28 protein-coding genes are annotated in these 18,360 nt (G+C 46.1%); 27 read left to right on the top strand and 1 reads right to left on the bottom strand.

Annotated features, from left to right (window positions below; all coding sequences use genetic code 11):
• Nucleotides 1-13: 13 nt before the first annotated feature.
• From DMN77_RS18515 to DMN77_RS18390, 27 genes are all read left to right on the top strand, one after another.
• Nucleotides 14-370, top strand: coding sequence for a hypothetical protein (locus DMN77_RS18515; RefSeq protein WP_179015950.1), 357 nt, complete (start codon nt 14-16; stop codon nt 368-370).
• Nucleotides 370-759: a hypothetical protein gene (locus tag DMN77_RS18510; RefSeq protein ID WP_179015949.1), complete on the top strand. Its 390-nt coding sequence runs from the start codon at nt 370-372 to the stop codon at nt 757-759. The genes DMN77_RS18515 and DMN77_RS18510 overlap by 1 nt, the downstream gene beginning before the upstream one ends.
• A 1-nt stretch (nt 760) precedes the next feature.
• Complete coding sequence (locus tag DMN77_RS18505) at nt 761-1,177, top strand: hypothetical protein (RefSeq protein WP_179015948.1); 417 nt, start codon at nt 761-763, stop codon at nt 1,175-1,177.
• On the top strand, nt 1,174-2,010 hold the full coding sequence (locus DMN77_RS18500) for a hypothetical protein (RefSeq protein WP_179015947.1): 837 nt from the start codon (nt 1,174-1,176) through the stop codon (nt 2,008-2,010). The genes DMN77_RS18505 and DMN77_RS18500 overlap by 4 nt, the downstream gene beginning before the upstream one ends.
• 9 nt (nt 2,011-2,019) lie before the next feature.
• Nucleotides 2,020-2,211 carry a YqzN/YkzM domain-containing protein gene (locus DMN77_RS18495; RefSeq protein WP_179015946.1) on the top strand — a complete coding sequence of 64 codons (192 nt, stop codon included), beginning with the start codon at nt 2,020-2,022 and terminating at the stop codon, nt 2,209-2,211.
• On the top strand, nt 2,212-3,669 hold the full coding sequence (locus DMN77_RS18490) for a phage tail sheath family protein (protein WP_179015945.1): 1,458 nt from the start codon (nt 2,212-2,214) through the stop codon (nt 3,667-3,669). It abuts the gene before it with no gap.
• 25 nt (nt 3,670-3,694) lie between these two features.
• Nucleotides 3,695-4,105, top strand: a complete 411-nt coding sequence (locus tag DMN77_RS18485; protein WP_372776197.1) for a phage tail tube protein — start codon at nt 3,695-3,697, stop codon at nt 4,103-4,105.
• A gap of 25 nt (nt 4,106-4,130) precedes the next feature.
• Nucleotides 4,131-4,562, top strand: a complete 432-nt coding sequence (locus tag DMN77_RS18480; RefSeq protein WP_179015943.1) for a phage tail assembly chaperone — start codon at nt 4,131-4,133, stop codon at nt 4,560-4,562.
• A gap of 23 nt (nt 4,563-4,585) precedes the next feature.
• A complete protein-coding gene (locus DMN77_RS24020) occupies nt 4,586-4,768 on the top strand; it encodes a hypothetical protein (protein WP_256872485.1) in 183 nt (60 codons plus the stop codon).
• Nucleotides 4,758-7,160, top strand: a complete 2,403-nt coding sequence (locus tag DMN77_RS18475) for a tape measure protein (RefSeq protein ID WP_179015942.1) — start codon at nt 4,758-4,760, stop codon at nt 7,158-7,160. The genes DMN77_RS24020 and DMN77_RS18475 overlap by 11 nt, the downstream gene beginning before the upstream one ends.
• Nucleotides 7,161-7,175: 15 nt before the next feature.
• Nucleotides 7,176-7,826 carry a LysM peptidoglycan-binding domain-containing protein gene (locus DMN77_RS18470; protein ID WP_179015941.1) on the top strand — a complete coding sequence of 217 codons (651 nt, stop codon included), beginning with the start codon at nt 7,176-7,178 and terminating at the stop codon, nt 7,824-7,826.
• The gene (locus DMN77_RS18465) at nt 7,823-8,953 is read left to right on the top strand and encodes an XkdQ/YqbQ family protein (protein WP_179015940.1); all 1,131 of its coding nucleotides are present in this window, start codon (nt 7,823-7,825) and stop codon (nt 8,951-8,953) included. Before DMN77_RS18470 ends, DMN77_RS18465 begins: the two co-directional genes overlap by 4 nt.
• Nucleotides 8,946-9,362, top strand: coding sequence for a hypothetical protein (locus tag DMN77_RS18460; protein ID WP_179015939.1), 417 nt, complete (start codon nt 8,946-8,948; stop codon nt 9,360-9,362). Before DMN77_RS18465 ends, DMN77_RS18460 begins: the two co-directional genes overlap by 8 nt.
• A complete protein-coding gene (locus DMN77_RS18455; protein WP_179015938.1) occupies nt 9,355-9,813 on the top strand; it encodes a DUF2634 domain-containing protein in 459 nt (152 codons plus the stop codon). The genes DMN77_RS18460 and DMN77_RS18455 overlap by 8 nt, the downstream gene beginning before the upstream one ends.
• Complete coding sequence (locus DMN77_RS18450) at nt 9,813-10,931, top strand: baseplate J/gp47 family protein (protein ID WP_179015937.1); 1,119 nt, start codon at nt 9,813-9,815, stop codon at nt 10,929-10,931. The genes DMN77_RS18455 and DMN77_RS18450 overlap by 1 nt, the downstream gene beginning before the upstream one ends.
• On the top strand, nt 10,924-11,502 hold the full coding sequence (locus tag DMN77_RS18445; RefSeq protein WP_179015936.1) for a YmfQ family protein: 579 nt from the start codon (nt 10,924-10,926) through the stop codon (nt 11,500-11,502). The genes DMN77_RS18450 and DMN77_RS18445 overlap by 8 nt, the downstream gene beginning before the upstream one ends.
• Before the next feature lie 106 nt (nt 11,503-11,608).
• Complete coding sequence (locus DMN77_RS18440; RefSeq protein ID WP_256872484.1) at nt 11,609-12,169, top strand: phage tail protein; 561 nt, start codon at nt 11,609-11,611, stop codon at nt 12,167-12,169.
• The gene (locus tag DMN77_RS18435) at nt 12,170-12,481 is read left to right on the top strand and encodes a hypothetical protein (RefSeq protein ID WP_179015934.1); all 312 of its coding nucleotides are present in this window, start codon (nt 12,170-12,172) and stop codon (nt 12,479-12,481) included.
• A complete protein-coding gene (locus DMN77_RS18430) occupies nt 12,481-13,071 on the top strand; it encodes a glycine-rich domain-containing protein (RefSeq protein WP_179015933.1) in 591 nt (196 codons plus the stop codon). Before DMN77_RS18435 ends, DMN77_RS18430 begins: the two co-directional genes overlap by 1 nt.
• Before the next feature lie 15 nt (nt 13,072-13,086).
• Nucleotides 13,087-13,371, top strand: coding sequence for a hypothetical protein (locus DMN77_RS18425; RefSeq protein ID WP_179015932.1), 285 nt, complete (start codon nt 13,087-13,089; stop codon nt 13,369-13,371).
• Between the two features lie 17 nt (nt 13,372-13,388).
• Nucleotides 13,389-14,192: a hypothetical protein gene (locus DMN77_RS23665; protein ID WP_218653034.1), complete on the top strand. Its 804-nt coding sequence runs from the start codon at nt 13,389-13,391 to the stop codon at nt 14,190-14,192.
• A gap of 11 nt (nt 14,193-14,203) precedes the next feature.
• Nucleotides 14,204-14,524: a hypothetical protein gene (locus tag DMN77_RS18415; RefSeq protein WP_179015931.1), complete on the top strand. Its 321-nt coding sequence runs from the start codon at nt 14,204-14,206 to the stop codon at nt 14,522-14,524.
• On the top strand, nt 14,521-14,661 hold the full coding sequence (locus tag DMN77_RS18410) for a hypothetical protein (RefSeq protein ID WP_179015930.1): 141 nt from the start codon (nt 14,521-14,523) through the stop codon (nt 14,659-14,661). The genes DMN77_RS18415 and DMN77_RS18410 overlap by 4 nt, the downstream gene beginning before the upstream one ends.
• A 137-nt stretch (nt 14,662-14,798) precedes the next feature.
• A complete protein-coding gene (locus tag DMN77_RS18405; RefSeq protein ID WP_179015929.1) occupies nt 14,799-15,293 on the top strand; it encodes a hypothetical protein in 495 nt (164 codons plus the stop codon).
• 90 nt (nt 15,294-15,383) lie between these two features.
• Nucleotides 15,384-15,632 carry a hemolysin XhlA family protein gene (locus DMN77_RS18400; protein ID WP_179015928.1) on the top strand — a complete coding sequence of 83 codons (249 nt, stop codon included), beginning with the start codon at nt 15,384-15,386 and terminating at the stop codon, nt 15,630-15,632.
• Between the two features lie 15 nt (nt 15,633-15,647).
• On the top strand, nt 15,648-16,562 hold the full coding sequence (locus DMN77_RS18395; RefSeq protein WP_179015927.1) for a glycoside hydrolase family 25 protein: 915 nt from the start codon (nt 15,648-15,650) through the stop codon (nt 16,560-16,562).
• Nucleotides 16,559-16,783, top strand: a complete 225-nt coding sequence (locus DMN77_RS18390) for a phage holin (protein WP_179015926.1) — start codon at nt 16,559-16,561, stop codon at nt 16,781-16,783. Before DMN77_RS18395 ends, DMN77_RS18390 begins: the two co-directional genes overlap by 4 nt.
• 96 nt (nt 16,784-16,879) lie before the next feature.
• On the opposite strand, the gene DMN77_RS18385 is transcribed toward DMN77_RS18390, so the two are convergent.
• A complete protein-coding gene (locus tag DMN77_RS18385; RefSeq protein ID WP_179015925.1) occupies nt 16,880-18,172 on the bottom strand; it encodes a Kelch repeat-containing protein in 1,293 nt (430 codons plus the stop codon).
• Nucleotides 18,173-18,360 lie beyond the last annotated feature (188 nt).

Below are 18,360 nucleotides of genomic sequence, written 5' to 3'. Positions count from 1 at the left end.
GGCGGTGAACTGAATGGAACCGAGTGTTGCGCTTCGTGCCCGGCTGAGGAAGCTTCTGAATGAAGTAATCCCAGCCGGCGGTACCGAAGCAGATACCAATTTCCTTGACGCCGAGATCGATCTATTGCTGACGGAAGCGGAAAGCCTAAACGGAGCCGCTTCTGTCGGTTGGATGGAGAAAGCAGGGCTCCTGCAGGGCGACATTGAGGGCTATAGCAGCGGTACGGAGAAATACGACCTGACATCATTAAAAGACCGGCTCAGTCATGCACTTGCTATGGCCAAACAATACGCTGACATGGAGTATGCTGCAGCTGGTAAGGATGCATCAGGGTTTATGATCCGCGTCTGCCCTCCAGAGGTGTTGTGATGTTAATAACGGACTTCGCTGCTACGCGACGCAAGCACATTGCCTGGAATATCTCGCAGAACCCGACGACTATCACCATCCACCGTAAGGAGAAGATCCGGAATGGTGGCGGGTACGAGGAGAACGAAAAGGATCTTCCTCCCGTTACCGTCCGGATTTTTGTCTCTCGTTCCCAGATCCCACAGACCGTTTCCAATTTAGCCGGCACGAAACAGACGGATAAGATGTACAGCTTACTGGCTGACGAACATGCCGACATTAAAGCGGGTCCCAATGTAATGGATCGTTTCGAAGCTTTAGGCGAGACGTTCGAAGTCATTTCTGTGCAACCACAGGTTGTGCAGGGTGTGACTGTTGGTTTTCAAGCGGATCTCGAAAGGGTGAAGTGATATGGGCGACTTTGGTCAAGGCGCAATCGAGTATATGAAGCGGAAGCAGGCGGGAACTTATGCTTTAATGGACAACTTGAGTCGGAAAGCCGAAGGTGATATGAAGCTTGCCGCGCCGTGGAAAGATAGGACTACAACCGCTAGGAGATCGTTACACTCTGGAGTCGAACAAGTAGGGAATGACAGGGTAATGATGTATCTTGCTCACGGTGTCCGATACGGCGGCATCCTGGAGGAGGGCTCCAAACCACATATCATACGGCCCAAGAACAAAAAGGCGCTGTATTGGAAAGGAGCTGCGCATCCAGTTAAGGCAGTTAAGCACCCAGGAACGAAGCCGAGGGCAGTTGTTTTACCAACGGCAAAGAAGTATAAAGTCAAGGTACGCGATACTCTTGTGAAGTGGTGGTCAATGTGAGAAATGCAATACGTGAAAGGCTGCTTGCCAATATTCCTGAGATGAAGGACATTTACGAACCGCACGCTGCAGAAGAGAAAAGCCCGAAGCCGTATGCTGTAATTCTTCAAGGAGAGGACAGCGACGAGTCACCATGGGTTGGCTTCCGTCGGATCGTAGAGATCTGGCCATATGTATCACGGTCGACCTTTGAACGAGTAGACGTACTGGAAATGAAGATCATTACCGCTCTAGACAAGCAGATGCTCACCACAGAGACCGGCGAAGTATTCTCCTGTGTTTACCTTGGATCTTCTGGCCAGGATGTGGTTGATGCGGAATGGGATGCGATTACACGTGGCATGCAGTTTGCTGTCATGGCCTTGCAGCCGGTTGGGACCGATGGCCAGATCACAAGTGACCCTTGGGTGCCGGCTTTGGCCGATTTTACAGAGCAAGCTTTAGGGGCCGACTGGACCGTCTATAACGGCTATTGGCCATTAGGCTACCTACGCCCCGCAGTGATGTGGCGTGTGACCGACATTGACGTTAAGCTGCTAGGATATTCATCTTATCGTGTAACCAAGCGATTTACTGCCCATGTCCTTGGTAATGATCAACAGCCAGAACATTCGGCTGTATTTACCTTGGTTGGAGCGCTAGGCAGCGCTATTAAGATTCCGTTTGATCTTGCTGATCGACGTTATCTAACAGTAACGAATCCCAAGGCGAACATTGGGGCCGATGCGCTTCGAGAAGGGCAGATTACTGTGACGCTATCCCGGATGGTTGCTCGTCCTCAGGAAGAAGTTCCTTTAATAAGGTCCGTGAGTTACAAACCAAATATTAAGTAGGTGATGAATATGGCTGAAAAGCCTGAAAAGAAAATAGAATCGAAGTACCCCGTTGTAGAGCTTCTGGCAAATGCCGAGGCTCTTTTTTCTGTTCGCCCGGAAGTATTGGTTGGGGCTTTACATGGTTATAACGAGACAGAATTTACGGTCGGCGAAGTGAAACGGCTTGTTGACCAGTTTTTGAAAAGGAAGGTGAACTAAGTGGCAGGAGGAAATTGGAGTCCGACGGATATGCCGGTATTACCCGGCTTGTATATGAATTTTGTAGCTGCAGCCGGAACTGCTATCCAACCTGGTGCAAGGGGAATTGTGGTTGTTCCAGTAAAGTCGCATTGGGGGCCAGTAGGGCAATTTGTAGAAATCTCGGACGAAGCAGCCATTAAGGATACATTCTCCGAGGATGAGAGTGGTGGGGCAACAGCTTTTACAACGTTGTATCTTACTCTTTTGGGTGGTCCAAGGGCAATGCTTGCTTACCGGATTGCTTCGGATTCAGCAGCTGTGGCGACTGTTTTGATTAACAATACAGATTCGGCCCCTGCATTGAAGATGACAGCTAAGTATCCTGGCGCTCGAGGTAATGGTTTTAACATCACGATCGCTGATAGTTTAGCGGTGGCTGGGACCAAAGAATTGAAACTATATGAAGGAACGAAGTTGCTTCGTACCTTTGCAATCGGTGATGGCAGCATTGTTGCTGCAGTACAGGCAATCAATGAAGATGTCGATAACAAATGGATCGTTGCTACCAAATTGGCTGATGGCACGTTGGCGGACGTTTCCGGTACAGCTCTCAGTGGCGGAGATAGCGGAATTACTGGTATTACCAATGCCGATTATGTGGCTGCTCTTGCTGCCTTCGAAGGACAGGAGTTTCACGTTCTGACACTCGACGGCGTATCTGAACCAGCATTGAGATCCAGCGTTGTTGCCTGGGTTAAACGTGTTCGAAACGAAGGCAAGGGAATAATTGCTGTATTAGGCGGCGCGGCAGCTGATGATACGGCAACTGATGCAGTTAGCAAGGCTGTGAACCGCAGTGCTGGCTGTAATCACGAAGGTATCGTAAATGTGGGCTCCGGCGCCATCTTGGCTGATAAGGAGTATAGTTCATCGCAGGTAGCTGCTTGGGTCACTGGATTGATCGCAGGACAATCTCTTAGCCAATCTACCACATATGCTGAGTCTCCTTTCGATGATGTAACCCGGCGCTGGACACGCTCCGAGCAAGAGAAGGCCATTCGTGGTGGTGTATTCTTACTTATCCATGATGGCCGCAAGGTTAAGGTACTCCGCGGTATGAACACATTGACTACCTTGCAGGTGGATCAGAATAACAGTTGGAAGAAGATTCGGACTATTCGAGTCATGGATGCTATCAACGGTGATCTGCAGCGGACGGCAGAAGATGTCTATATCGGTAAAGTCAACAACACAGAAGAAGGACGTCTTGCTTTGATCGGTGCCTGCAAGGAGTACATGCGAACATTGGCCCAGAGCAACGTGATTGAGGGGACGGGGTATGACGTACTTCTCGATCCGGATTACTATGGTTCTTCGCCGGCTAAAAGACCGGACCCAGATCAAGTATTCTTACGCTGGAACGCTCGTCTGACCGATGTAATGGAACAAATCTTCGGGACATTTTACGTTGAATAGAAGGGAGTGAGGCATAATGGCAGAAATGACAGGAATGGATCCTACCAGGGCGATACTCGGTACGTTTGCCCAGGCTTTTATCGACGGTGAGTGGCAAACGAACATCAACCATCTGGAAGCTAATGTGGAGATTGATAAGCGAGAGCTTAACCTGGTTGGTCATGGCTGGGTGCAGTTTAAAATTGGCGCTAAACGGGGAACCGGTACAATCAGCGGGTATAAAGTATCATCGAAAATGATTCAGCGTGATTTTGGTAAATTTGATATTATTTCTAAGCTCGACGACCCCGAAGCGTATGGTTTTGAGCGAGTTCGATTAATTCGGTGCATGCCAGATAGAGTGCAACTCGCAAACTGGACAGCCGGTGAAGAAGTAACAGAGGAAACGGCATTTACTTTCGAGGACTATGAACTCTTAGATCCAATTGAAATTTAATTTATTGAGAGGATGAACATATACAATGGCTAATCAACAATTGAATGAACAAGAAATCCTGGACAGTCTCTTCGAGACGGCGACGAATCTGCCGGAAGAGACTGTTTTTATTAAACGGCTCTCATTACGGATTACATTGCGCGGATTAACCTCCAGTAAGGTAGATGCTATCCGTGAACGCTGCACGGTCCGGAAGAGTTCCAAGGGGCAAACTACCGAGAAGGTTGATAGTGAACTGTTCAACGCTGCTTTGATAAAAGAAGCTACTGCAAACCTTGAAGTACAGGGCTTGAAGCTTAGCGGCTGGGGCGATGATCGCCTGACCAGTCGACTGAAGCTTTCCGGCGGTGAGGAAGTTGTTCGGCGCATGCTATTGGCTGGTGAGCTCGATGCAGTAGGCGACAAGGTTCTTGAAATCTCTGGTTTTGGTGTTGACATTGAAGATGTAAAAAACTAATACGCTCCGGGGGCACGACGACGATGCTGTACCACATTTGGGTACGGCATCATTTGCGTCCCGGGGCTTTTTGGTCTTTACCAAAGGGTGAACGTACCTTGTTGACTGCTTTTACGTTACACGAGATCGATGTTTTAACTAAACCGACGCCCAGCTCGCTGAGCACCAGTAAAGGTAAGGGAAGAAGGGTGATCCGTGGCAGATAACAAAGAGTTTTATCGCCTAGACCTTGTCATCGGCACTGATGGAGTCGAAGAGACGGAAAAGGCAGTTAAAGCTATGGACAAGCTGCTGGAGCAGACTCAACGTCGAGCATCAGCTCTTGGGAAAACAAAAATAACACCTTCCGTCTCTCTGACTGACAGGGCTACTTCATCTGCAGATAAAGTAACTAGGACAATTAATAAGGTTGACCGTCTAGTCGCGAAACCTGAAACTCGTCTGGTCGATAAAGTCAGCGGAGCTGCGAATAAGGTGTCTAGTACACTAAACAGCCTGGCGCGTAAGCCATATAACTTGGTCATCAGAGCTAAGGATATGGCGTCCGGAGTAATTAAGAAAACCATGAAAGCTTTGACCAGTCCGCTAGCAATGCTTGGTGTGGGTGGTGGCATCGCGGGTGTAAACACAGTTGCCTTGAACATGGTTATGCAGGAGCAAAGCATTACGTCAGCATTTAAGGTCATGTTGGGGAGCAAAGATGCCGCACAAAAACGTGTTGAGGAATTGACCGCCTTCGCAGGCAAAACGCCTTACAAACGGGAGGAAATATATGAATCTTCCCGTGTGCTTCAGGTTTTTACTGGTAACGCACTTTCTACCGGCGAGGGCCTTAAAATGGTCGGTGACATTGCTGCAGGGACGAAGCAAGAATTCGGAGATGTCGCTCTTTGGGTTGGCCGACTCTATGACGCTCTTAAGTCAGGTCGTCCAGTGGGTGAAATGACATCACGTTTGCAGGAGATGGGGGCAATCGGTGGGGATGCTAGAGCCGGCATAGAAGCCTTGGCCGATTCTGGTTTAAAAATCGACAAGACCTGGCCGCTCGTTACTCAAGCGTTCGGAAAGTTTGACGGCATGATGGAAGAGATGTCTGGGAATTTGGAAAATCTTCTACTTGGGACGAGAACATTCTTTACGCAGAGGATATTTAAGCAGTGGGGGTATGGTATTGCCGATGCAATTACTCCTGCACTAAAAAAATTCAAGGCATGGAGAGATGCAAACACTGGATTGCTAGATCAAATGTCCGCCCAAGTTAAAGACTTTGGTAAGAAAGTCGGGACACATGTAGTTGATGGAATTGAAAAATTGATTGTTAAAGTGAATGATTTAGCTAATGATCCATCTTTCAAGAATGCCGACTTTTTTGGAAAGGTAAAAATCGCCTGGAATAAGATCATTACAGAACCATTGGGAGAATGGCTTGCTAGCGAAGGTGCTAACAAGTTGACTGAGATGGCGTCGAAAATCGGCGACATTTTAGGCGGTGGAGCCCACGGCCTGATTATGGGAGGACTTGAGGTCTTTTCGCCAAGTGATGAGAAGATTGTTAATGAGAACCCTTATATTGAAGCTGGGAAGCGAGCGGGTGAGGCATTCTTCAGTGCGTTTATCGATTCATTTGATCCCGGCGCAGTATTAAAAAAACTTATTAATACTGCTTGGAATGTGAACAGCGATGTTGTTACTGATCCTTCAGCCGGTAACATTATAAAAGCTGGTATATTTGACTGGATTTTATGGACACTTGGCGGTGGAGCATTGGTAAAAGGTTTATTTAAAGGAGGGTCTTTTCTTTGGAAGGGGGGATCTGCACTACTCGGTAGCGGAGCGGCGACTGCAGCAACTACTGCCGCAGCAGGAACAGCGGCTTCAACTGCCGCCAGCACTGCAGCAAGTACAGCAACCGCAACTGCAGCGGCAGAAACAGCTGCAGGAGCTCTTGGGTTATCAGCCTTAACCATATACGGTGGTGCTGCTCTTTTATCTGCTGGGGCCGGAATCGCCGCTGGAGAGGTAATGAACCAGGGTTTGGACAAAGTCGCTGAATTACGAGAACAGAACACTCAACGTAAGGAGTCTATAGCTTCTAACATTCCTAAACCGGAGGAAACTACTGATTGGGCCTGGGTAGAGAATGATAAACCAAAATGGTATGACTTCAAGAAGAAGTTTTGGAACTGGGTTGTTAACACTGATATCGCCGGAGTAGAGGGGACAGATATTTTTGGGCAACCTAAATCGTTGACGAAGCAGCCGACTATCAGTGACTTTGCAAATTCTAAGTTCAATAAGTATCCAGATGTATTCCAGCCTGTTCCCAAATACGACAAGAGCTTGCTTCCTAATCTACAGGCGTTTCCTTCAGCTACGAATGAACCTCAGCCTATTCAAATTCCAGAGGAACAGATCTCTCAGATCGTCAATCCTCTCAGTGAGTTGAAGCAGCAGGTTACAGTTAATGTGACTATGTCGCCCGGCTTGGTCAATATGAATGTTACTAAAGAAGAAGTCTTACCAGTTGAACAAGTCGTAAACGAAGTAGGGCATAAAGTTAGAATGGCTTTGTTTAATGCAGAAATTAACCTTAAATAGGAGGTCGAACCACTGATGGAGATCCATTTGATTGATTCGGCGGGTAACAATTTTCTGTTCCCCGTAAATCCAGAGGAAATAAAAATAACTCGTAGTAGGGGAATCGAAACAGTCAACATCCTCTCTTTGGGTGAGTTCGATTTTCCAAGTGGGGAGAGGGTGAAGGAAATCACCTTTTCCTCTTTTTTTCCTCTTGAATACGATCCGGGATTTTGCAACAGCCCAGATATCCCTGATCCGATTGATGCAATGCAGATGCTGACAAAGATGACGGCCAGTAAGCAACCGGTTAGGCTCATCATCACGGATACCCCAGTTAATGTACTCGTGCTTATCTCGGCACATGATACGACCTATAAGGGCGGGGAGCCTGGCGATATTTACTTTGACTTTACTGCACGTACATGGCGACAGATGAAGGTGCATACCAAGCTTGCTGCAACATCGAAAACAACAGCTGCTAAGAAATCGACGACGTCTCGCACCGATACCAAAAAGACTCCTAAGACATACACAGTTAAATCCGGAGATAGCCTATCGAAGATCGCTAAGATGGAGCTCGGCAGCAGTGCAAAGTGGCAGGCGATCTATAACTTGAATAAGAAGACGATTGGTAAGGATCCGAACAAGATCAAGCCGGGACAAAAGCTGGTGATGCCAACATGAGCTACGAGGTAGTTTATAAGGATAAATACTATTTACGGGAGTTGATCGAGAGCATCTCTCTGAAAGATTCCCTGGATCAAATTTCGTACCAGGCTGACATACGACTAAAGGTTACATCCGACTTTCCGGATCTTCAGCCTGGCCAACCTATTCGCGTAAGTGGAATTCCGTTTGGTAAGAGCGGCATGGTTTATCTACTTAATCCCGGAGTGGTTTGGGATTGTGATAGTACCAACAGAGAGACTAAGCACATGACAGTGACCGTGTACGACCGCACCATTTACTTAGCGAAGTCTGAGGATGAGTATCTACTACCTGCAGGGCAAACGGCAAGCCAACGGCTTAAGAAGTATGCTTCTGACTGGGGGATTAAGCTTTCGACGGTGCCGGATACCAAGACGAAGCTTAAGAAGGCCGTATACCGTGCTCGCCCGATCTACAATATGCTTAATGCCGATCTGCAGGAGACAGTTAAATCCGGAGGGGATATGTACATTCCACGGATGACTCCGGGAGGTCTCGAGCTATTTAAGGTAGGAAGTAATAAGGATGTTTATGTCTTGGAGGCCATTGAGGAGACTACTCAAAGCCGTACTCTTGATGGGACGATCACAAAGGTTAAGGTGATTGGGACAGAGGACCGGAAAGAGAAGAAGAAATCTAAAAAGAAAGGTAGCAGTGGTAATGTTGAAATTCCTGAGGGAATGACGCTCGAAGAGATCGGCAGGCTGTATGGCGGCAAGGTAGATAAGAAGTCGAAGAAAAAAGGGAAGAAGCCGAAGGTCAAAGCAGATTCGAAGGTTGAACTTCCAAGTAAAATACTGGCCATTACAACTGGCCAGACTGATAAATTTGGTACTCTGCAGCGCATGGTTCAGGATGAAGACGTTAAAACTGCCGCAGCTGCCAAAAAGCTCGGGGAATCTATGCTAAGTGGAGTGCAGGAGACATTCACCGTTTCTGGCCCTGATCTCAATATCATTCGTGCCGGCGACGCTGTGATCTATAACAAAATGAATTTGATCGTAACAAGCGTTATTCACGACCTGGGTGAACCAGGTCATATGTCGCTCAATTTGGCATCACAAGATTACGTGAGAAGGAGGTATTTCCTGAACTATGGCTGATATCGATCCGTTTCAAGCAATCGCAAGAGGACTAAGAGATCAGATAACGAAAGGCGCTGGCGATGCCCTTTCTGGTGTTCCGGCAGAGCTTGGAACAATAACAGAGACCGGGCTGAAACTCGATAATTTTAAAGATGAGATCCAGGACTATCTCGTTGCTGATTTTCTCACAACACTTCATTTACCTGAATTTTGGTTGATAGGGACAACTGTCCAGCCCGACGCGGAGGATGAGCCTGTCGGTACCCCTTCGCCACGTACCAGATTTGATTTTGAGCCTACTTTGATTGAAGAGGTTCGGGTCAATCTAGCGGATGGCTTGATGCCTGGCGAACGAGTGTTGGTGATCCCGACTAATGGCGGTGCTGACTTCGTGGTTATGTGTAGGGTGGTGAACGGTGGTGGCTAATCTATTTCCAGATGATGCTGAGGGCGATTGGACCGAGGCACAAGCAGAAGAAGAATCGAGTGAAGAAGGCCCTTTCGGAAGGAGCTGGCGTTTTGATTTTACTACCGGTGATTTTGTTATGACACCGACTCGCAAGGTAGCCGCGGCTGATGAAACAGCAGCTTGGGTAATGTGGTGTCAGAAGGCCATACTGACGCCACGTTATCGGCATTTGATCTATTCACGTAATCACGGTGAAGAATTCGACAATCTGATTGGAAAGGGATACAGCCGAGCTATCATTGAGAGCGAGATCCAGCGGATCGTGACCGAGACATTAACTGTGGATCCGCGCACGGCCACCGTAGATGGGTTTGCATTTGCCTGGTCTGGCGATGGTTGTCATTTCAGTTGCCGAATACAGAATGTCCGAGAAGAGACGGAGACTATCGAAGGGAGGGTTGAAACCTAATGGCGGATCTTCCACTATTTTTGCAGGAGCAGACAGAAGATGAAATCATGCAGCGCATGCTGGATCGAGTGCCCGCGGATATTGACAAATCCGAGGGCTCTTTTATTTGGGATGCCCAGGCACCGGTTGCATTTCTCCTATCCGAGGCTGCCATTTGGGGGCAGCAGGTGTTAGAGCGTGGGTTTGCGAGTACTGCCTTTGGAGAATATCTCGATCTTCGGGTAGAAGAACATGGGTTAACTAGGCGGACTGCCGTGGCCGCTGTCGGAACTGTACAGTTTATAGGGACGCCAGGTAAGATCGTGCCTTCGGGAACGGGAGTGGCCACGCCTGCAGATGAAGTGTCTGGTGAATCGTCGATAGAGTATGTAACAACTGCCGAGGTTACTTTGAATGATGAGGGGGAAGGAACAGCACCTATACGGGCATCCACCCCCGGGAAATATGGGAATGTTCCTGCTGGGGTGATTGATGTCATGTTAACTCCTATCAGTGGTATTTCGGCCGTGACGAACCCGGCAGCCACTTCTGGAGGAGCAGACATCGAATCAGATGAATCGCTTCTTGAGCGTTTCTATTCTCGAGTTCGCAATCAAGGGACGAGCGGTAATAAGGCACAGTATATCCAATGGGCAAATGAGGTACCCGGCGTAGGTGGTGTTCAAGTCTCGTCACTCTGGAAAGGTCCCGGCACTGTTGGCATTTACTTGTTAGACATGGATAAGCGTGCTGCAAGTCCTGAAATCGTCCAGAATGCACAAGAATACATTGATCCTACGATGGATGGCCAAGGGGAAGGGCAAGCTCCTGCCGGCCCGGTCGTGACGATCATGGCTGCAGAAGAAGTGCCTATTAATATAGCTGTGCAGCTCACGCTTGCAGCTGGAGCAACACTCAACGATGTGAAAGCGCAGATCGAGAGCGGAATCACTGCCTATTTGAAACAACTTGCTTTTGCGGATCCGCTTGTTCGATATACTCGGATAGCTGCTGTACTGCTAGATATCCCACCAATCATTGACTATACCGACTTAAAGGTTAACGGGGCGGTTGATACTAACATTCAGATCGTTGCCGGAAAGGTCGCTGTTCTTGGGGCGGTGAAAGTACATGAATGATTTTCAAATTACCAGCCCTATGGGCAAAGAAATGTTCTCTTATATGCCCGCTTATTACGAGAACTCACGGGTTATTCGTGCAGATCTAAATGCTAAGGGCGCGGAGCTAGACGGACTATACAAAGCGCTTAATGAAACACTAGATCAATTCTTCATCCGAACAGCGACTTGGGGATTGGACAGATGGGAAATGGAACTCGGCATCGCTACTGAGAAGAGTAAACCCATAGAGCAGCGCCGTGCAGTTGTTGAATCAAAGCTTCGTGGCGCTGGGAAGTTTTCTGGCCGGCTAGTAAAGAACGTGGCCGAGGCATATGATGGCGGAACTGTTGATGTTACATTTCAACCTGCAGAGTGGAGCTTCACGGTGAAGTTTATTGATACAATCGGTATTCCACCGAATCTTGATGATCTGAAAACGGTGATCGAGGAAATTAAGCCGGCGCATTTGAAGGTTGAATATGAATTCAGTTATCTTCTCATTCGAGACATTCATGGTGTAATGACCATCAGCCAGATTGAAGAGATACCATTGAGTAAATTTGCAGGAGGTGGTCCAATTGGCAAGTGAAACTCCTAACCTTGGGTTGCTAAAAAAAGACCCAAATGTAGACGGAAACGACACATTTAATATAAAGACCATGCTTAATGACAACTGGGATAAGATTGATGCCGCCATGGGCCAAGTTGATATTCCTGACGCTTCACTGACCATCAAAGGAAAGGTGCAACTCTCCAGCGAAACGGACAGCGCTGCTGAGGATCGGGCGGCGACCCCGAAGGCGGTCAAAGATGCTGCCCTACAGGCGAAGTCCTACACCGATCAACAGATTAGCCTGGTCACGGAGACAGGCATCCCGAAGCTGGTCAGCTACCCGCTGCTGGTGACGGCCACAGCGGATAATCAGAAGGTGTTTGAGATTCCACTCGATCTGTTCGACGCCAACACTGACACTTTGCTTGTAGCGATTAACCGGGCGGTCTTGGACGCTACTCAGTACACCGTGACCAATACCATTCGAGATGGAGCTGGACAAGTTACGCAGCGGGCAAAGATTAATCTTCTGTCCGGTGTGGCCGCTACGTCTGAGGTGACCATGGTCGTCCTTAAAAACGTACCGATCGGCCCGGATGGCGCGATCAATGGCGCAGTGTTGGCCGTGGACTCCGTACCTGTAAACCGGATCAGCGGATTGCAAGATGAATTAGACACTATTAGAAGATGGGGGGCGTTATAGATGGAAGACGTAAGTAAGAGGTTTGGTAAGGGTACATTTGGTACAGCCAGCACTACTATTTACACGGTTCCTGAAGGAAAAACGGCCTTTTTAAAGGCTCTAACTGTTTGTAATAAAACCACTGCGGATGCTACATTTACGATTTTGCTTGCTGGTACTGAGATAATTTATCAGCACACACTAAAGGCCAAGGACACATTAACTATCCCGTTTTTAGATCAAATTATTGAATCGGGTGAAGCCGTGGCAGGCCTGGCATCCGCTGCTAGTGCTATTAACTATTACATTTCCGGCAGAGAGGTAGATATATAATGCCTCTATTGGATGCTTATAAGCTTGGGAACTATTCGCTTGCCGGAGTAACTGACTATATCAGCGGTTCGAAAGAATATACCTCTCCCGGAACGAATACGTTTATCGTTCCCGCAGGAGTATATTCTATATCTGTTCTTGCAACCGGTGCAGGAGGCGGTGGCGGTGGCGGACATTCTACGCGTGGCGGCGGTGGTGGTGGCAGTGGTGGAACCGCAATAAATGTTATAGATGTTCAACCAGGACAGTCGATCAGTGTAACCATTGGTTCTGGCGGTGCTGGAGGAGGTTATTATGAGGACGGATCAGCGGGCGGGAGTTCATCCGTTATCAATGTTAAAGCTGAAGGTGGTACAGGTGGGCGAGCCGGTCTTTCATCGCAAGGTAATGGTATAGGAGGTAATCCAGGCAGTGGTGGCGGTTTTGGTCAGTACGGCGGTTACGGAGGCAACGGAGACACCTATAATGGTGGAGGAGGTGCAGCAGGTTTTGGAGGATATGGAGCAGGCGGACGCGGTGGAGAAGCCACAACAACGTCAACTGCAAATGGTAGTCGCGGGACGTCTGGAAGGGTAGTTATTATGTGGTAGAAAGGGTTGGTTGGAATGATTATAGTTAGCGACAAAAACGGCCGTGTGCTGAGTACACATGCAGAAGGAACGGCAGATATCAGCGAAGTTAACGTGGCGGAGATTCCTAAAGCAGAAGAGTTACCCGGAAAAGTAGCCGAGCTATGTATAAAAGATGGAGAGTTGTACTATTCGTATTACGACGTTCCTTTGACTAATGGTGAAAAGCTTTTGTTAGATAAGCTTACTAACATGGAAGCTGAGAACACCAATCTTAAACAAGCCGTCGCAGAGCTTACCATGATGCTCGCTTCGTCGTAGAAAGGAGTTGAACACATATGGCAAAGGGAATCACCTTGCAAGAGCTAGATTCAACGGCTACCGACCGCCTTGTTATCAAGGACAGTGCCGGACGAGCTAAGGTTTCCGACCCTTCAGCAGCGGACGACATCGCGCTCAAAAGAACAGTTGATAATGCTGTAGGTAATCTCTCGACCTTGCAAACAACCGATAAGAGCAACGTAGTAAAGGCTATCAATGAGCTTTTTACAAATGTCAGTGATGGAAAAAATGCGGTCGCTGCCGCTATTACTGGCAAAGGGGTACCAGCATCAGGCAGCGATACATTTTCGCAATTATCTTCAAAAATCGGACAGATTGTTACAGGGAGTTACGCGGCTATAAACTATGAAGTTAACTTGCTTATAGATAAACCTCCTCTTAATACAACTACACTCTATGATGTATTTACTTTACCAACTGGAACGACTAAATTTGCATTTTATAGTGATGGTTCGAGTACAAATATATATTCTGGTTATAGTACAAATTACGGTGCGGTGAAGATAAACCTTGAGATCAGGGACGCGGCAGGAAAACAATTTGTATTGCCTACTATTGATGGAAGTATTGATGGAAGTCAAGGCGGTATGAAAAGTCTAGCGATATATTTCTTTGCTTATGATAAGAGCGCTAATAAATATTACTTTGCAGTTTCACGTCCTAGCGGAACTAATCCATATATGGCTTACGATGCTTCTACGTTTGATAACTCAGGCCCTATAAAAATTGGTTTCCGTGTTACGACAGGTTCTGGCGTGAATGGAACACTATTATTAAAAGGAACCGTATCATACTTTTAGGAGGTATAGTTATGTATATCATTTACAACAATAAGCTTGTAGTTACAACAATAATCTCTAACCCATCATCAGAGCAGATGGTCGAGAATGGATTTTTTGTCGATGACATACCACGGGCAAATGCTCCAGATGGTATGCGCCCTGTACCGATGGTAAACATTGAGACAAGTGAACTTTACTATGATTACGAAGTTATACCAGATATCACATTACCAGAGAATGCACTGGCCTTAAAAATAGCTGAACTTGAGCAATCAGACATCGAGAACAAGCAAGCAATCGCAGAACTCACAATGATGATCGCAGCCCCGGTGGGAGGTGATGGACGATGACGTTTGATAAGAACAGCGGACTGGTTAAGGTTTGGGTCAGCCTGGTCATGGTAGGAACATATAAGATTGAACAAGTGCCAGCACTATATAATCTTAAGACAGTAGTAGCGGAAGTCGTTAACGGAACATCAGCTTAAAGCACGCCCACATGGAGCGTGCTGTTTTTATGTCAAAAAATCAACTAAATAGAGTAATTAATTTACAACATTTAGGAGGTAGTTGTATAATAGAGTCGAATCGGCCGATTCTAAAAATCTTGAAGGGTGGAAGAATATTGAAACTCAAAAAGGTTTTAGCGGTTTTATTTACTTGTGTGATGATACTTACGATGTCGCCATCTGCCTTTGCTTCGGAAACAAAAACTGCTGATTTAACAGAAGTTACACCGTATATTATAGGTATAGGGGATACACAGGATAAGGCTCTTACTCTTATACCTAATCAGAATTACACGTTATTCCTTGATGAAAATAAAGACGATAAAGATTGGTTTAAGTGGACAAATGATACAGGAGAAAATAAGTTTGTTTCTATTGACGTTATTCTTGATGGCAGCAGGCGTGATTTCAGACTAGGTTTCATTATAGACTATGGTAATGGTAGAAAAACTGATATTGTTTATACTGATTCCGAAACGTCAGGAAATTGGATGCCTTTATCTAATCTTTATTTGCCTCCTGGCGCTACAGTATACGCAGTTGTTGACCATGCACCAGGCAAATATGTTAGAGCGCAGTATACATTAGTTTGGTATTTACATGACGTTTAATTAAATTAAGTATAAGCACCCATTTGGGTGCTTTTTCTTATGCCCTCTGAGCCAATCAGGGGGCTATTTATATTGAGAGGTGGGTGGCGTATGGATGATTTACAGGCAAAGATGCTGGAGCGAGTTACGAGAGTTGAGGAAAAGGTCGATGGCATGAATGAAAAGCTGGATAGAGCGATCGCGGCCAATGAAACGGCGGTAGCAGCTCAAGCATCAGCGAAGTCAGCACACTATCGTATCGACAAAATTGAAAATAGCCTAACTTGGCTCTGGCGTACATTCGCCGGAGCTTTTATTTTGGCAATTGCCGCTTTTATCATTGCTGGCGGACTTAAATAGAAGGAGGAGTTTAATATGCAAACGCGTAAGGTAGGCAACGCACAGGGGATAGACGTATCACACTGGAATGGAGTTATAGACTGGCCTAAGGTAGCGGCGAGCGGCATATCATTTGCTTTTATTAAGGCGACACAGAATAGTGTGGACAAGCGATTCATCGATAACGTCAAAGGAGCTAAAGCAGCCGGTCTTTTGATCGGAGCTTATCATTATCTAGACGAAAAGGTTACCACGGCAGAGGCTGCTAAGGCAGCAGCCAAGGCGTTTTATAATGCGATCCAGTCAGCAGGAGTGAAGTTTGACCTTCCGCCTGTGCTGGATTACGAATCGAAATTAGGCAGTTTAAGCACGTCGGGAGCTACTGCAGTAGCGAAAGCATTCCTAAGTGAAATCGAACGGTTAACTGGCTTTACTCCGATCCTTTATACCTATCCAGCATTCATTAGTAACTTCAGCGGATTGAGCCAGTACCCACTCTGGATTGCACGGTATAGCACTCAGACGCCAGCTGATGCATCAGGATGGAAGCGCTGGGAGTTCTGGCAGTACAGTGACGGACAAGCCGGAGGATACCTGCCGAGCGGATCACGTAAGGTAAACGGGATTAATGGGAAAGTGGATCTGAATGAATTCGAGGGCACCACGGCTGAATTAAGGATTAAATACGGACCTAAAAAGGAGGAACCAAAGGTGAGCGAACGTGATGTTAATCAAGTAAGCCCTTGGGCCGCTGATGACTGGGCAGAAGCCAAGGCGAACGGTTACTTTGATGGAAAGCGACCAGGGGCCGTGATAACAAGGGAAGAAACGTCTATCGTCATTAACCGGCTGCGGAATAACTTTCTGAAGCTTATTGCTGGCAATACGACCAGGATCACAGAGTTGGAAAGACAGTTACAAAAAATCGAAGCCGGAGGGGATCTACAATGATTAATAAGAAAAGATGGCGTAACTATGCTTTATGGGTCAGTATCGTATCCCAGGTGCTGCTCTTGCTTCAGCTTCTTGGGCATTTAACGGGATTGTTTGACTTAACCGAAGTAATGAAGAATGATATCTTGGCTGTAACGGATGTGCTGCTTGGATTGCTCGCAACCCTCGGGATTATCAGTAATCCAACTAAGCCCAACGGCCAGGGATACAACTTGTAATATTTTGGAACCATAGTATACTTTAATTGCGTATGCGGACGCGCCGCTGCGTAAAGGAGCCTACCAACCAATTAAGGTTAGTAGGCTCCTTTATTTTTATTGCAGGTAACTAGCTGAGATAGCTGTACTATACTCATTTACTTCAAATGAAAGAATGTTCTTGAATATTACATAGTCAATTCTTTTGCTAAATGGTCCTTTATTGTTATTATGCTTGTCTAAACCGTATCTTGCAGGTCCTACGTCATTTTCTTTGGCATCGTACCAGTTTATAAAGGCGTTTACTTCCTCAATAGATAGATCAAATTCCTTGTCTAAACCTGTTGTCATTGTGATTGTAAGAATTGCACGATTACCTGATGGTTCTGGCTCAGGTTTTGGTTCTGGTTCAGGGCTTTTGATTGTGTACATTTCCACAGTTTTTAAAGCCTGATTATTAGTATCATTAGTTCCACCAATAACATACAAGTCATTTCCTATTGATACGGAAACATTTTGAGTTCTTGAGAAAGTTAAACTTAACATGCTACTTACTGTATTAGTTAATGGATCATAGATCTCTACAGTATCAAAGATATCAACTAAACCGTTATTGGCTCCTCCAAGCAAATATACCTTATCATTTATTACTGCTATACCATTACCATTTCTAACAGTACTATTCATTTTAAAAGACCATTTGTCCTGTTCTGGATTATACTCATAGATCGATCCGTATCCTGTAGAATAATCCGAACCCCCAAAGATATACACTTTATTCTGTACCACAGCGGCTACAGCTCCATTACCAGTAAAAGGCATATCTTTTTTTGTCGTCCATTCATTAGTGTTTGGATCATAACATTCTACTGTGGCAAGGGCTGTATTTTGAGTTCCATTTGAATTTGCGTTTTTTCCGCCACCGAATACATAAATTTTATCATTGAATGTTACAGCGCTTGCCCATGACCTAGCTGTTGGCATATTGGCGACTTCTGTCCATGTATCAGTAGATGGATCATAGACTTCGACTTTATTTGTTCTTTGCAAAGTCGTTCCTACATCTAAATATCCACCAATGACATATACTTTATTGTTATAAACTACTGCTGATAGTCCAGCCCTAGCTGTTGGCATATCAGTTTTTTTTACCCATATATTGGTTGAAGGGTCATATTCATATGTATTTTTTTGTTTTTTTCCTTTAAAAGCTTGATTTGAGTCTGAGGCTCCGCCAAAAACATAAATTTTTCCATTGACTGTAACTGCTGCAGCTCCCATACGTGGTTCAGGTAAGTCTGCTCTAGGTGTCCATTCCTCAGTGCTAGCCGCTGAAGCAGGGAGACAATAAAGTGTTGATGATAAAACAACCATTAATAAAGCGATTGTAATTAAGAATTTTCTTTTCAAGTTGCCATCTCCTTAAGTTTTGTTTGCAAAACTAAGGTTACAGATAAATACATGGGTTGTCTAAACAATAATGTCTATATATGTGATTAAATGTTGCAAGACATATATTTGTAAAGATTCACTCAGTAAGAGTGGTCTTTTTTTCTTGTTGATAAAAATCACATGCCAAGCATATAATACAAACATAT

The organism is Paenibacillus sp. 79R4 (assembly GCF_013393165.1).
In the GTDB taxonomy this organism is placed as follows: Bacteria; Bacillota; Bacilli; order Paenibacillales; family Paenibacillaceae; genus Fontibacillus.
This window is presented reverse-complemented; position numbering and strand designations above follow the sequence as displayed.

Excerpts from the sequence above, each read along its gene's own strand:
- DMN77_RS18430 (WP_179015933.1), top strand. The coding sequence starts at position 12,481 with ATGCCTCTATTGGATGCTTATAAGCTTGGGAACTATTCGCTTGCCGGA.
- DMN77_RS24020 (WP_256872485.1), top strand. The coding sequence starts at position 4,586 with ATGCTGTACCACATTTGGGTACGGCATCATTTGCGTCCCGGGGCTTTT.
- DMN77_RS18460 (WP_179015939.1), top strand. The coding sequence starts at position 8,946 with ATGGCTGATATCGATCCGTTTCAAGCAATCGCAAGAGGACTAAGAGAT.
- DMN77_RS18395 (WP_179015927.1), top strand. The coding sequence starts at position 15,648 with ATGCAAACGCGTAAGGTAGGCAACGCACAGGGGATAGACGTATCACAC.
- DMN77_RS18510 (WP_179015949.1), top strand. The coding sequence starts at position 370 with ATGTTAATAACGGACTTCGCTGCTACGCGACGCAAGCACATTGCCTGG.
- DMN77_RS23665 (WP_218653034.1), top strand. The coding sequence starts at position 13,389 with ATGGCAAAGGGAATCACCTTGCAAGAGCTAGATTCAACGGCTACCGAC.
- DMN77_RS18415 (WP_179015931.1), top strand. The coding sequence starts at position 14,204 with ATGTATATCATTTACAACAATAAGCTTGTAGTTACAACAATAATCTCT.
- DMN77_RS18390 (WP_179015926.1), top strand. The coding sequence starts at position 16,559 with ATGATTAATAAGAAAAGATGGCGTAACTATGCTTTATGGGTCAGTATC.
- DMN77_RS18450 (WP_179015937.1), top strand. The coding sequence starts at position 9,813 with ATGGCGGATCTTCCACTATTTTTGCAGGAGCAGACAGAAGATGAAATC.
- DMN77_RS18505 (WP_179015948.1), top strand. The coding sequence starts at position 761 with ATGGGCGACTTTGGTCAAGGCGCAATCGAGTATATGAAGCGGAAGCAG.
- DMN77_RS18440 (WP_256872484.1), top strand. The coding sequence starts at position 11,609 with ATGGGCCAAGTTGATATTCCTGACGCTTCACTGACCATCAAAGGAAAG.
- DMN77_RS18470 (WP_179015941.1), top strand. The coding sequence starts at position 7,176 with ATGGAGATCCATTTGATTGATTCGGCGGGTAACAATTTTCTGTTCCCC.
- DMN77_RS18495 (WP_179015946.1), top strand. The coding sequence starts at position 2,020 with ATGGCTGAAAAGCCTGAAAAGAAAATAGAATCGAAGTACCCCGTTGTA.
- DMN77_RS18480 (WP_179015943.1), top strand. The coding sequence starts at position 4,131 with ATGGCTAATCAACAATTGAATGAACAAGAAATCCTGGACAGTCTCTTC.
- DMN77_RS18425 (WP_179015932.1), top strand. The coding sequence starts at position 13,087 with ATGATTATAGTTAGCGACAAAAACGGCCGTGTGCTGAGTACACATGCA.
- DMN77_RS18435 (WP_179015934.1), top strand. The coding sequence starts at position 12,170 with ATGGAAGACGTAAGTAAGAGGTTTGGTAAGGGTACATTTGGTACAGCC.
- DMN77_RS18465 (WP_179015940.1), top strand. The coding sequence starts at position 7,823 with ATGAGCTACGAGGTAGTTTATAAGGATAAATACTATTTACGGGAGTTG.
- DMN77_RS18400 (WP_179015928.1), top strand. The coding sequence starts at position 15,384 with ATGGATGATTTACAGGCAAAGATGCTGGAGCGAGTTACGAGAGTTGAG.
- DMN77_RS18515 (WP_179015950.1), top strand. The coding sequence starts at position 14 with ATGGAACCGAGTGTTGCGCTTCGTGCCCGGCTGAGGAAGCTTCTGAAT.
- DMN77_RS18445 (WP_179015936.1), top strand. The coding sequence starts at position 10,924 with ATGAATGATTTTCAAATTACCAGCCCTATGGGCAAAGAAATGTTCTCT.
- DMN77_RS18410 (WP_179015930.1), top strand. The coding sequence starts at position 14,521 with ATGACGTTTGATAAGAACAGCGGACTGGTTAAGGTTTGGGTCAGCCTG.
- DMN77_RS18485 (WP_372776197.1), top strand. The coding sequence starts at position 3,695 with ATGACAGGAATGGATCCTACCAGGGCGATACTCGGTACGTTTGCCCAG.